This window comes from Cellvibrio sp. (genome assembly GCF_046347455.1).
In the GTDB taxonomy this organism is placed as follows: Bacteria; Pseudomonadota; Gammaproteobacteria; order Pseudomonadales; family Cellvibrionaceae; genus Cellvibrio.
The window spans coordinates 69863-84277 of sequence record NZ_JAXMGC010000001.1 but is presented as its reverse complement, the minus strand read 5'-3'; the positions used below and the strand labels follow the sequence as shown (position 1 = coordinate 84277).

Sequence of the window (14415 nt, the reverse complement as noted above, 5' to 3'; positions counted from 1 at the left end):
ACCTCGTCAGGTTCTAAATTTCATTGCATTTTCGAGCAGCGTCATTGCACTCTTGCGCAAGTGATGGCTGAAACTCACTGCTTTTTCAATTTGCCCTAAAATGTTTTCAGAAGAACCACTCAGATGCACAGTATTGCGAGACATTTGTTCAGCAACTGCAGCCTGTTGTTCTGCAGCGGCTGCAATTTGCGTATTCAAATCGCGCAGCAACTCCACACCCACTACGATTTTGTCGAGCGACTCGCCAGCACTTGCCGCGCTCGCAACCGAATCCTGCGCACCCACTGAACTTTGATGAATAATATTCACCGCTTTAGCTGCCCCAATTTGCAGTTTCTCGATAACACCGCGAATTTCGGCCGTAGAATCTTGTGTTCGCTTGGCCAATGAGCGCACTTCATCTGCAACCACCGCAAAGCCTCTGCCCTGCTCGCCGGCGCGCGCAGCCTCAATAGCCGCATTCAATGCGAGTAAATTGGTTTGCTCGGCGATACTGCGAATAACTTCAAGTACAGCACCTATGTCTGTTACATCGTTTTGCACTTGGCTAATTATATTTTTGGCCTGCTCAACATCAGTACCCAGGGTATTTATTTTGGTAATTGCGCCTTTTACTTTAACCTGCCCTTCAAGTGCGGAACCATGCGCACTGTCTGTCGCGTTGCTCACTTCAACGCAGCTTCTCGCCACTTCGCGAATAGTAGCGGCCATTTCGGTAGACGCTGACGCAGCTTGCTGGGTTTGGGAGTTTTGCTGATCCAATTCATACTTACAGGCATCTGATGCCGTTTGCAAATTTACGGAGAGCTCATTCACTTCACGTGCGGATTTCTGGATAGTATTTAACAATTGCGCAACGCTACCCACCATGCCTCGCAGACTCTGAGCCGCATCACCCAAAGTATCCTCCGAATCTACTGTGATATGGGGTGAAAAATCGCCTTCTTGCAATCTACGGGAAGCATCACTGAGCTTTCCCGCATTCTGATTTAAGGATGTAAGAATACCGAATGAAAAATAAACTCCGAAACTGGTTACTAAAGCGGCGATAATCAACAACAACAGGTTTTCGTGATATTGCTTGTCATGGAGCACTTGAATACGCTTTTGAAATTCATCGGTGATTTGTTTATCAAAAACGCTGAGCGCGTCAATCGCTTTTGTACCATATTCAAAATAGGATGCCCCAGAAATACTTATATCATCCGCCATGACGATTTGGTTGTTAGTAACATCCACAAATTGCTGAACCACATTGCGATAGTTTTGCGCATTAGTGTTAAGACGTTCGCGAATTTCCGTGTCTTTAAACAAAAGCTCAAGATCACCGTTCAAACCCGTGTTTAGGTTTTGAACCGTGGATAACAGGCTCCCTATAACCACGCGCTCATTAGGCGTAACCACTTTGTCGGCCAAAGAGCCTGAACCCTTACCGCGCAACTGACCAAAGACCTCCGCAAGCTTGGGAATCCCATAAGCGGAAATACTTTCCAAATAGTGATCTGTGTGCGAACTTTGCATAATTAATTCAAAATCATCCGTAATATTGGAAATCATGCGGTGTAGGTTTTCCACAACATTGGAATGATCTTGAAAGTTTTTACCACCCGTTGCAGATCGACTGCTATTCAGTTTTAGTTGTTGCCAATCTGAAACAAACTCGCCGAAATTGGTAATTTCATAATCATGTTCAGCAGCTATTTTTTTAACCTGCGCAATTTCATCATCCAAGGTTTTTTCTAGCACAATTATGGCGCTTTCTTTATCGGTAGCACCGGAAAGGTATTGAGCCATGTTGCCGCGATGCTTGGCCATATCTAAAGCAATAGGTTTCAATCGTACAACAAATTTTAAGCCTGTTTGCTGCCGTTCAATTTTTTGAATGTCCTCCCAAGATGCAACGACCTTAAAAAATAGCAGCAACAAAAAAGGAAAAAGGAATATCAGCACCGAAATAAATAACTTAACGGTAAATGACATTCTGTTCGCCACCGAAATCGCTGGCTGTAAAAAACCACTCATTGAAACCCCCTAAAGCTTAATTGATACTTGTTATTACTTTGACTTAAGTACATCGCAATGCTGAGTTGCCTGAGCTAAATCCAAAAGCTCCCTCAAGGCCACAGAAAATACTGCGAAATCTGTGCCGCTGGCTGCTTGTAATTCATTAACCATAAGTTTCCAGCGATTGATAAGTGATACTTGTTGTTTGTGCCACGCACCTACCAATTGCGCCACACTTTCTTTGCCCGTTGAAAATTTCACCAATGATAAAGTGAGAGATCGCAACTGCGATTCGAGATCGTCCATATAGGTTTCGCGAGCCATTGCCTGCCAAAAGGTTTCCACTTTCAATTGGGACAGTTGATTAGCAAACCAGGTAAGGCTTAATTCGTCACTGAGTTTAAAGTAGAGCTCTGTTACTTCTTCAATAGGATGGTCACTGCGTTTTGCAACCTCGGCAATACTCAAACCGGAAAACAAATATGTTGTTGACGTAGCACGAGTGATTAAATCTTGCGGGACACCACTTTCTTGCAAACGCTGATATTGTCCTTGCAGTTCCTCCAGCTGGCCACCCGGCAACAAAGCGGGAAGCTGTTGCGAGATAAGACTGACTGCTGGTGCAAAAAATTCAACCTCTTGAGCCGGGTTTATGGTGCTGCGTCTATTCCGCAGAAACCAGCGCGTTGCCCTTCGCACACGGCGCATCATATTAATCATCAGCTCATACTGAATACCGCATGGGATTTGATGATCGAGCGCTTGTAAATCAACAATGAATTTCTCCATTTGGTAAACGTCGCGCGCGGTAATGTAAGCCTTAGCTACTTCCCCCAGAGAGGCACCCGTTGACTCCACCAAACGCTGGGCGAAACTAATGCCCATGTTATTAACCATGTCATTCGCAACTTGTGTTGCCACTATCTCGCGTTTTAACCGGTGAGAGTACATCCGGTCCGGATATTCCTGAGAAATTTTCGCCGGAAAGGCTCCTTCAACCGCTTTGGCAACATAGGTATCCATCGCAATATTATCCATGGCCAAATCTTCTTTAAGCGCAGCCTTCGCGTAAGAAATTAAAACGGCGAGCTCAGGCCGGGTTAGGCCCAGATTGTGGGATTGACGCTCCAGTAGTAAATCGTCCGCCGGCAAAAACTCCAGTTTTCGGTTCAAACGCTTTTGACTTTCGAGCGCAGACATAAAACGACGATACTCGGCACCGCGTGATGACGCTTCAAGCTCAGCGATACTGATTGCTTGCGTTTGCCGGTAGTTATTTTTTAACACTAAATTCGCAACGTCATCAGTCATGTTGGCGAGCAACAGGTTCCGTTGCTTGGGTGTTAAATCGCCATTCGCAACAACTTCGTTAAGTAAAATTTTTACGTTGACTTCATGATCGCTACAATCCACACCGCCCGCATTGTCAATAAAATCTGTATTGCAGGCTCCACCATTCAAGCAATATTCGATACGTCCACGTTGGGTCATCCCCAAATTTCCACCTTCCCCAAAAACTTTGCACCGTAATTGGTTACCATCAACGCGCAAGCTGTCATTGGCTTTGTCACCAACGTCGGCGTGACTTTCGTCTGATGATTTTACGTAGGTCCCGATTCCGCCATTCCAAATTAAATCCACTGGGGCCTTAAGCAAATGGCTAATGAGTTCAGCTGGCGTCAACTTATCTTCGTAAATTCCAAACACGCGTTTCATTTCCGGTGAAATCGCAATAGCTTTTTGATCGCGGCTAAATACACCGCCACCTTGGCTGATAATAGTTTGTTCGTAATCAGCCCAGGTTGTTTTAGGTGTTGTGAAAAGACGCTTGCGTTCAACAAAGCTGGTTGCTGGGTTGGGTGTTGGGTCTATGAAAATATGGGCGTGGTTAAATGCAGCGACGAGACAAATATGTTCAGACAACAACATTCCGTTGCCAAATACATCGCCAGACATATCGCCAATTCCAACCACTGTAAAATCTTGCTGTTGAATATTAATATTTTTTTCGCGGAAGTGACGCATAACAGAAATCCACGCACCACGAGCGGTAATTCCCATGGCTTTGTGGTCGTACCCTTGGCTTCCGCCAGACGCAAAGGCATCGCCTAACCAGTGGCCGTATTCCGCTGAAATAGCGTTGGCAATATCGGAAAAGGTGGCGGTACCTTTATCGGCGGCGACAACGAGATAAGGGTCATCTTCATCGTATGTTTGCACATCTTTTGGCGAAACTATTTTTCCCTCTACGAGGTTATCAGTTAGATCCAACAATCCGCGAATAAAGATTTTGTAACAGGCGATAGCTTCTTGTTGTACTGCATCGCGCCCGCCAACAATGGGTGGTTGTTTGCAAACAAACCCGCCTTTGGCACCGTTGGGAACTATAACGGCGTTTTTAACTTGTTGCGCTTTTACCAAGCCCAATACTTCAGTTCGATAATCTTGCAAGCGGTCTGACCAGCGCAATCCGCCCCTCGCTACTTTGCCGCCTCGTAAATGCACACCTTCTACGCGCAATGAGTACACGTAGATTTCGTACAGCGGGCGCGGTTCAGGGATATCGGGAATCGAACGCGGACTAAGTTTTATTGATAAGTAATCTTTGTATTTTCCGTCTGAGGATATTTGATAAAAGTTTGTCCGCAAACTTCCATCAATCAACATAAGAAATCGCCGTAAAATCCGATCTTCGTTCAAGTTTTCAACCGCATTAAGGCGAGCTTTAATTTTCTCACGACAATCATGCTTCTCTACCGCGCGTGCTTCTGGTCTGTAAGCAGGATTGAATTTTATATCGAACAACTTAATCAGCAACCGCGCCACATCGCTATGACTTACCAATGCATTTGCAATATATTGTTGCGTAAAATTGAACAGGGTTTGATGCATATACCCAGCATAAGCGCGCAAGATATTTACTTCACGCCACCCAATTTCCGCACTTAGCACAAGTCGGTTAAACGAATCGTTGTTGGTTTCCTTGTGCCAAACCGCCGAAAATGCTTGCTGAAAAATTTCTTTTACTTGAAGCGCGTCTATGATTCCGGGTAAATCGTAACCCAGTTGAAAGTCGTGTAACCACACAACCCCGTCACTTTTACGATCAAATTTATAAGGGTTTTCTGAAAGCACGCGTAAGCCAAGATTTTCAAGCAGTGGGATGGCGTCTGACAATTCTATTGTTTTGGTCTTTCTGAAAATTTTAAAACGCACAAGATTATGCTGGGCACCAATGGGCTGGTAAAAGCTCATTGCAATATCGTCTGGTGTTTTAAGCTCTGCCATTGAGGCAATGTCGTGCACTGCGGAGCGTGAGTCAAAATGTTCTTTGTAAGAAGACGAAAAAGCGCCTCTATATTCCTGCAGCAACACGCTTGCCTTTTCCTCTCCCACGGATTCAACCAATGAGGTTTGCAGATGATCGTCCCATGAACGAGATATATCGCGAATCTTTCGCTCAAGTTTCTCTTGGTCATATTCAAGTGGAAAAGTAGGGTCTACTTTAAACACAAGGTGAACTCTTGCCAGAATTGACTGGGAAAAATAGGTATTGAATTCACTTTCAGTCGAGTGAATAGCTCCGCCAATTAATTCTTGTATGCGCAACCGCATCTGGGTGGAAAAAACATCTCTGGGAACATATACAAGGCAACTCACGAACTTCCCGAAAGGGTCGCGCCGCATAAACAACCTGACCATGTAGCGCTCGTTGATTTGCGCAATCGCCATTACGGTTTCAAACAACTCTGAGCTGTTGCTCAAAAATAATTCGTCGCGCGGGAACGTCGTCAAGATCTGATTTAAGGATTTTCCATCGTGGCTGGAGGCACTTAATCCGGAGCGATCAAAAACCTTGTTGACCTTGTTACGGATCACCGGAATTTTGGTGGGTAACATCGTATAAACACTAGAGGTATAAAGACCTAAAAACCGCACTTCACCGACAACTTCACCCTTGTCATTAAATTGTTTAACAACCACGTAATCAGAATAGGCTTGGCGGTGTATGCGAGATTTTACGGCAGACTTTGAAAAGGTTAGTACTTGGGGCGCCAGGTGAAAACGCAACATCCCCGCGTTTAAACTGGCCGATTCCGAATAATTAGCTTCGCCACCTTTATATGCAAAAAAACCTAAACGTTTTTCAACTTTCTCTCGCAAAAATCGCTTACCGTCGCTCTCGCCAAACTCATATTCGCTGTAGCCCAAAAAGGTGAAATTGTTATCGCGCAACCAACTCAAAAATTCCTGGCTTTCTGCAACATTGGCCACAGTGAGCGATGAGGTTGCATGCTTGAGGTTTTCTTCGGCTGCGCGTACCGCTGCCAACATCGGTTGGAAATCATTTACGACCACACTGAGTTCAGCCAGAACAGACATGAGGCTTTGCTCTATTGACTGCAACTCTTCTTTTTGCGTGAGTAAATTTATTTCCAAATAAACGAATGCTTCTTTTTTTGCAGGTGCAGGTGTATCCGAAGACACCACGACATCTACCAATTTATTATCGCTATCGCGTATTAAGTGAAGTACCGTGCTTTTAATAGCGTGGATTGCAATGTTGCGCCGATTCAATTCGATACGAATGGAATCCACCAAAAATGGCATGTCGGTTTGATGAACAATCAAAACCGTATGGGGGCAAACCCACCCTTCCACATCTAGCTTGGGGTTGATTAAGCCGACTTTCGGCTGCCTGCCATCGAACTCTTGTATGTAGGTCCACCATTGGTAAACGCTGCCGAATACGTCTGCCAAGTAGCGCCCGGCCAATTCCTCCAAGGGAAAGCGGGAGAAGTAGCACTCCACAAATTTCATAAAGCCGGTCAAATCCGTTGAGGGCAATTTTTCGCTGGCAAAATTGTGTATATCTTGCACAAACGTAGAGAAATCCTGGCTGGCGGATAGTGGGTTGGACACGGGGAACTCCTTTGTAACAAAACCTGACCCGAGGTTGTTTTTTTACAGCTGTGCATTAAGCCTAGTCTATAAATCCAGCTGTGAGCTGTTAGGCGCCGCACATGCATGTATAAAAGCTAATTAACCCTGTTTAACCTATTGAAAAAACGAGGAACTGACACCAAATGGTGCGGTCTATGCGCCGCGCATGAGTGTTATGATTCCGCGCCTATTAGCGACCCTTTTCGATTTAACTGAAGGCAATCTTGTTTATGAGTCATTTCCAACAGATCCAAACCTTACAACTCTGGATGAACGACCAAATCATTGGTCAGGAACATTTAGTTGAACGCCTGCTCATCGCGCTTCTCGCAGATGGTCATTTGTTAGTCGAGGGGGCGCCCGGTTTAGCCAAGACCAAAGCCATCAAAACACTCGCACAAGCGATTGAAGGCAACTTTCACCGAATTCAATTTACTCCAGACCTGCTACCGTCTGATGTCACAGGTACGGACATATACCGGCCACAGCAAGGCACCTTTGAATTTCAACCCGGCCCGATTTTTCACAACCTGGTGTTGGCAGATGAAATCAACCGCGCGCCGGCTAAAGTGCAATCTGCACTTTTAGAGGCCATGGCTGAGCGGCAGGTGTCTGTGGGCAGTAAAACCTACCCCCTGCCCTCATTATTCATGGTGATGGCAACGCAGAACCCTATCGAACAAGAAGGAACCTACCCTTTGCCGGAAGCGCAACTGGATCGTTTTCTTTTGCATGTAAACGTGGACTACCCAGACGCAGCGGCTGAGCGACGCATTTTGCAGTTAGTACGTAACGAAGCCGCATCCGTACCCAGCGCATTGCCAGCCACAATTTCTCAGGCAACATTGATGGCAGCGCGTAAGGAGATTCTGGAAATTCACATGGCCGCTAGCGTTGAGGAATACATTGTTCAATTGATTAATGCGACCAGACGCCCCGGCCACTACAGCCTTGAGCTCGACGAAATGCTGGAATACGGCGCAAGCCCGCGCGGCACCATTGCACTGGATCGCTGTGCTCGCGCTTACGCCTGGTTGCAAGGCAAAGATTTTGTTAGCCCCGACGATGTACAAGCCGTAATTCACGATTGCTTGCGTCACCGCCTGATTTTAAGTTTTGAAGCTGAAGCCGGTGGCGTGAATAGCGATAAGGTAATCGACACTTTATTGAGCGCAGTTCCTGTAGCTTGATTGCAGTTCAACACCAAGGCTTGATGAATATGCAACAAACCGATTTGAAAACGCGCAATCAGTTGGAGCACCTGAATCCAAAAGGTGCTTATGCAGAACTCGGCAATTTATTACGCCTGCGTTTTGCCGCCAAAGACTTGCGTTTGTTCGCACCGCGTGCCGTAAAAAGCCAATTGAACGGTGCCGAACGTACACGGTTTCGTGGAAGAGGAATGGACTTTGAAGAAGTTCGCCTTTACCAAGCGGGTGATGATGTTCGCAGCATAGATTGGCGCGTTACAGCGCGCACGCAGGTGCCTCACACAAAACTTTATAGAGAAGAACGCGAACGCCCTGTCTATATTTTTGTTGATCAACGCGCTTCCTTGTTTTTTGGTAGCCAGCATTGTTTTAAATCTGTACTGGCTACCCATATTGGTTCAAACATCGCGTGGGCCGCGTTGAACAATGGTGATCGCATAGGCGGGCTTGTATTTGGCGATACCAATCAGCGTGATATAAAACCACGTCGCAGCAAACACGCCGTTTTAGAATTGTTACACCAATTACACGAATTTAATCATCAATTAAACTCGCCAATCGCATCACCAGATGCAAAGAAGTTGGTATCCGTTTTAAGCGATGCAAGACGAATAGCAAAACCTGGCTGCGCCTTATTTATTGTTAGCGATTTTCACGATTACGACCAGTCATGCGAGCAACAGTTGTTTGAATTAGCTCGCCATACCGATGTTACCTTGATTCATGTTTTCGACCCGCTTGAACAAGCCTTAAAAAGCAACGCACGGCTCAGCGTAAGTGATGGAGTTAACCGCTTACAACTGCCTACCGATAACGCTGAGTTTCAGCAAGCTTATGAAAACGCATTCAACGATCACCTCGGTTTTTTAAGCAACAGCGCAAAGCGGTTAGGAATCACACTATTATCTTATGCAACAGCCGACAATTTGCAGCTTATGCTGCGTGAACGATTTGCAGCAAAAAAATAATCATCTATGAACGCTCAAGATCCAAAGTTATCAACACCACAAGCAAGTCAGGCGGCTGATCCACTTGCACAATTACAGGATATTCATTTACCGCCTGAAATTGGTCTTTGGCCTCCGGCGTGGGGCTGGTGGCTACTCGCAACTTTGCTAATTGTCTGCATCGGCACTCTCATTTTTTTGGTTCGCCGCCATCAAACCAGAAACGCTTATCGCACATTAGCGCTTAAAGAATTGAATCGGATACATAAACACTATTCGCTTGAGCAGAACGCCGAATATTTGCAAGAGGTAAGTATTCTTTTGCGCCGCACGGCATTGAGTGGTTTCACAAGTCAATTTAACGCCAGTTTGAAAGGTGGTGCGTGGCTGGAATGGTTAGATCAGCAGTGCCCAAAAGCTCAACAGCAATTTAGTAAGGGCGTGGGTGAGGCACTCTTAACAGGCCCTTATCAAAAGAATCCGGAGTTTGATCGCGCAAAATTACACAAGCTGTGCGAAATTTGGATTAAAGAACATCGCAATCAATCGCAACAAACAAAAAAAATTAAAACAAAACAGGAGGCCAAAGGTGTTTGAATTGCAATGGCCCTGGTTATTAGCGTTACTTCCTTTACCTATAGTTGTGTATTTAATTCCCGCGCAAAAAAAAGCGGACGCAGCCTTGCGCGTACCCTTCTTTGCGCAGGTGAAGCACATTGAAACTCACACCCAATCCTTGCGTACACGGGCAACAGCTAACCTAATAGCCTTGTGGGCTATTTGGTGTGCATTGATTGTTGCCGCTGCTAATCCGCAATGGATCGGTGAACCCGTGAGCATGCCAAACAGCGGCCGCGATTTACTAATTGCCGTAGATATATCCGGCAGTATGAAAATTCCAGATATGAAATATCAAGGGCAAGAAATTCGCAGATTGGATGCGGTAAAAATGGTTGTGGGTGACTTTGTGAAAAATCGAAAAAGTGACCGCTTGGGGTTGGTGCTCTTTGGCACTCAAGCCTATCTGCAGGCGCCACTGACCTATGATCGCCAAACGGTAAATACTTTATTACAAGAAACCGAAATTGGTTTTGCAGGTGATCAAACATCGATTGGCGATGCTATTGGATTATCCATAAAACGTTTGCGCGCTCGGCCCGATGCACAAAGGGTGCTTGTTGTTTTAACGGACGGTGCCAACACAGCCGGCGAATTGGAACCGATTAAGGCAGCAGAATTAGCGGAAAAAGAACACGTAAAAATTTACACCATCGGCTTCGGTGCAGATGAAATGACAATTGATAATGGTTTCTTTGGCAAACGCACCGTTAATCCTTCCGCCGATTTGGACGAACCCACTATGCGAGCCATTGCGGACAAAACCGGTGGACAATATTTTCGCGCACGTAATCTTGAAGAACTTGCAGAGATCCATCAAACGCTCAACAAACTGGAACCTATTGATTCGGAAGACGAAAAATTCCGCCCCATTAAAAGCCTGTTTTTCTATCCTTTAGCTTTAGCATTTTTGACGAGCCTTGCGTGGGCATTAATTTATTTACTACCCACTGCTCGTACATCTTCTTCACGCGAAGGAGTTGCGCAATGAGCCTATTACAAGAGCAACTTTTTTTAATTCAAAGTCAGTTTCATTGGCTGCGCCCCTATTGGTTATTTGCGCTCGTTCCAGCAATTTTGCTGATGATTTTTCTCTGGCGACAAAAGCACCATGCCTACCAATGGCAACAACTTGTTGCGCCTGAGCTGCTTCCTTACCTTCTTGATGGAAAAACGGTACAAACAAAGAAAAGTCTACTCTGGTTTTTGTTATTGGCGTGGGTATTGGGGGCAATTGCGCTCGCCGGACCATCTTGGATCAAACGCCCTTCGCCTGTTGAAAAAAATCAAAATGCTCTGGTCATACTGCTGGATCTGTCTTACTCAATGATTAGCGAAGACATAAAACCATCGCGGATCGCACGGGCTCGGTTAAAAATTGCAGATATTCTGCGTGAACGAAAAGATGGCCAAACAGCATTGGTAGCCTACGCGGGCGAGGCTCATACAGTCACACCCTTAAGTGATGACAAGTCTACTATCGTAAGTTTGTTGTCATCTATGCACCCAAACATCATGCCTTTGCAAGGGAGCAACACAGAAGCTGCAGTAGAAAGAGGAATTCAGTTATTACATGATGCAGGCGCAACTCAAGGTGACTTGCTGCTCGTAACTGACGGCGTTGTGCCGGAAGCTTTTAATAAAATTCGCAGTCTCCTGGCGAATAAAAAAATTCACTTGGATATACTCGGTGTGGGCACAACACAAGCAGCCCCTATACCCAACTCAAACGGCGGATTCTTGCAAGACAATTCGGGCAAGATCATTACAACACAACTCAATAGCGCAGAATTAACCCAACTTGCCCAAAGCTTGAATAGCCGTTATCACGAACTGGTTAATTCAAATGCCGATATTGAATACCTCAAGCCACGAGAATATAAAGATTCTGACAATGCTCCCAAAGTTCAACGCGACTTTGACCAATGGGTAGATAACGGCTACTGGTTAGTCTTTTTATTGCTCCCTATTGCGCTCTTCTGTTTTAGACGAGGCGTTCTTTTATCGTTTCTATTAATTCCCTTATTGGGCTTTTCTCCATCAAAAAGCTACGCCTTGGCCTGGGATGACTTATGGTTAACAAAAAATCAGCAGGCTCAACGCGAATTGAAAAATGGAGATGCCAAAACAGCAGCAGAGAAATTCGAATCACCGGAATGGAAAGCCAGTGCACTGTATCGCGCCGGTGATTATGCCGCCGCAGCCAATTCATTTGCTTCAATCGATACCGCCAACGGGCATTACAACCGTGGTAATGCTTTAGCAAAAGCAGGAAAGCTACAGGATGCGCTCAAAGCATATGACGAAGCCTTAAAGCGCGACAGCAACATGGCAGATGCCAAGAAGAACCGCGAACTAGTGGAAAAGCTGCTCAAACACCAGCAAAGCAAAAACGAACAGTACGAAAAAAATCAAGAAAATAATGATCAAAAGAATGATGATAAAGAAAACAATTCAGATCAAAAAGACAAGAAGGATGGACAACAGGAAAGTCAAAATAAAGACAATCAACACAGCGAGAATCAACAAAACAAAAATCAGGCAGAGCAAAATTCAAGTAGCGGAAGTAATGGCGACTCTCAGCAAAATAGCCAAAGTTCGTCCAGCGCTGCAGCTCAACCAAAAAACGCTGATCAGCAAAAATCGCAAAATGCGTCCAGCAGCGCAGCAGCACAATCAGGGCAATCAGGGCAATCAGGGCAATCATCTAGTGCTGCAGCTCAACAACACGCTGCTAGTCAAGCGTCGTCAGGTAATTCATCTTCCCAAACGGGGCAAATGCTAAACAATTTAACAGACGAACAAAAACAAGCTCTGGAACAATGGTTACGCCGGGTACCCGATGATCCGGGCGGGCTATTACGAAATAAATTTAAATATCAATATGACCAAAATCGCTTGAGAGAACGCAATGGCGAATCAAATTCCCCAAGCAATAACGCAGACCAACGTTTGTAAATATGGCAGTTACGAATATGCGCACATTTAAGTATTTTTCTATTTGGCAATATCTGGCAATTCTCTGTTTAAGCTGGATAACAAGCCTCGCTAACGCTGCACAGCTTGTTGCCAGTGTAGACCGCGACACCATTGGCATTCAGGAAACGTTTACCTTAACCATTTCCGCCGACTCTAACTCCAAAGGCTCACCTGACATTGCAACCTTGAAATCAGATTTTGAGATTCTGTCGAATAACGTCAGCCAATTTACTTCCATATCAAACGCAGGCTCGGAATTTAAAAAGGTTTGGCAGCTTACGCTTGCCCCTAAACGCATTGGCACACTTCTAATACCCTCATTTAATGTTGATGGAGCCGTCAGCGACGCCATTGAAATTAAAGTCACCAAACAAACACAGAATCAAGCTACCGGTGATGAAGATGTTCGCGTTTCAATAGAAGTTGATAAAAATTCGATTTATGTTCAAGAACAACTTTTGGTGAAAATTAAACTTATTTCCAGAGTAAACTTGAGCCAAGCAGAGATGCAGCCACTGGATATAAAAGATGCGGTGGTTGTTCCGCTCTCAGAAAAACCTAAACAATACCTGACCAACATCAATGGCGCGCAGCATTTGATATTGGAGAGCAATTACGCAGTATTTCCACAAACCAGCGGCCATTTAAAAATTCCTAGCCTTATTTATTCTGTAGTTCCCAATGTTGAGCGTGATTTATGGAACGATCCTTTCGGGAGAAACCGCGCAAATATTTTGCGCTTACCTACCGAAGAAAAAGACATTACCGTTCACCCTGTACCGGCTTCCGTAAACGGTAAACCCTGGCAACCTGCGAATAATGTTGAACTCCACGAAACTTGGAGCGCAAGCCTTGATCATTTAAAAATGGGCGAACCCGTTACCCGTACGATTACAATTGCGGCTAATGGTTTAACTGGTGGACAAATAGCGCCACTCGTTACACCTACTATAGATGGACTCACCTTCTACCCTGATCAACCGCAAAATAGCGATTCAAAAACCGACAAAGGCATTGAGGGTATTCGTACCGAGACCATGGCAATTGTTCCGAACCGTGGCGGTGAATTTACGCTTCCTGAAGTGCGTGTGGAATGGTGGGATAGCAAAACTCAATCCATGCAGGTTGCCACCTTACCCGCAAAAAACCTGAGCGTTATTGGTAGTAGCGTAACCAACTCTGCGCCTGAACCTGCCAACAATCAAGCCAATGAAAATACAGCGGCTGAATCCAAACCCGACCAGAAAATCACCTATCAAACACCAGCGTGGTTTTTTGCTGCGGTAGCTTTGTTCGCAATTGTTTCCTTGGTGCTGTTCATCTACATCCTTAAATTACGCGCCAAAATAAAATATATGATTGCTGATAGCGAGGAAATTACAAAGCAAAAATCTGAAAATGAAAAGCATATTTGGGATTTGTTAAAACACGCTGCCGCCAATAGAAATGCCGCAGAACTGCGCAAGGCTTTATTGGGCTGGGCGAAATTTCAATGGCCAGATGAATCCATTCATTCGTTAGACGATATTGCAAAATTTGGCAAGAAACCAGAACTCGCAAGCGCGCTAAAAAAATTGGATAGTATGCTTTACAGCAACCACCCAGATGAAACCTGGGATCCCAATGATTTACTGCGTGCGTTAAATGAATGTAGGAAGGAAAAAAACGTAAAGAATAAGCCGGAAGGATTAAAACCACTTTATAACGATTAA

General features: G+C 45.1%; 8 protein-coding genes. 6 read left to right on the top strand and 2 right to left on the bottom strand.

Annotated elements, in window-relative coordinates:
* Window positions 1-6 precede the first annotated feature (6 nt).
* Together U1F02_RS00375 and U1F02_RS00370 are read right to left on the bottom strand one after the other, a co-directional pair.
* Window positions 7-2022 (bottom strand): methyl-accepting chemotaxis protein, encoded by a 2016-nt coding sequence (locus U1F02_RS00375; protein ID WP_409988367.1) that lies wholly within the window; start codon window positions 2020-2022, stop codon window positions 7-9.
* A gap of 33 nt (window positions 2023-2055) precedes the next feature.
* Window positions 2056-6927, bottom strand: coding sequence for an NAD-glutamate dehydrogenase (locus tag U1F02_RS00370; RefSeq protein WP_409988366.1), 4872 nt, complete (start codon window positions 6925-6927; stop codon window positions 2056-2058).
* A 251-nt stretch (window positions 6928-7178) separates the two neighbouring features.
* Between U1F02_RS00370 and U1F02_RS00365 the strand changes: the two genes are divergently transcribed.
* From U1F02_RS00365 to U1F02_RS00340, 6 genes are read left to right on the top strand one after another with little or no spacing between them, the layout of a single operon-like run.
* A complete protein-coding gene (locus tag U1F02_RS00365) occupies window positions 7179-8138 on the top strand; it encodes an AAA family ATPase (protein WP_409988365.1) in 960 nt (319 codons plus the stop codon).
* A 29-nt stretch (window positions 8139-8167) separates the two neighbouring features.
* Entirely contained in the window at window positions 8168-9127 is a 960-nt protein-coding gene (locus U1F02_RS00360) for a DUF58 domain-containing protein (protein WP_409988364.1), read from the top strand.
* A 6-nt stretch (window positions 9128-9133) separates the two neighbouring features.
* Window positions 9134-9703, top strand: a complete 570-nt coding sequence (locus U1F02_RS00355; protein WP_409988363.1) for a DUF4381 domain-containing protein — start codon at window positions 9134-9136, stop codon at window positions 9701-9703.
* Entirely contained in the window at window positions 9696-10715 is a 1020-nt protein-coding gene (locus U1F02_RS00350; protein WP_409988362.1) for a vWA domain-containing protein, read from the top strand. Before U1F02_RS00355 ends, U1F02_RS00350 begins: the two co-directional genes overlap by 8 nt.
* Window positions 10712-12682, top strand: coding sequence for a vWA domain-containing protein (locus U1F02_RS00345; RefSeq protein WP_409988361.1), 1971 nt, complete (start codon window positions 10712-10714; stop codon window positions 12680-12682). Before U1F02_RS00350 ends, U1F02_RS00345 begins: the two co-directional genes overlap by 4 nt.
* Before the next feature lie 2 nt (window positions 12683-12684).
* Entirely contained in the window at window positions 12685-14415 is a 1731-nt protein-coding gene (locus U1F02_RS00340; protein WP_409988360.1) for a BatD family protein, read from the top strand.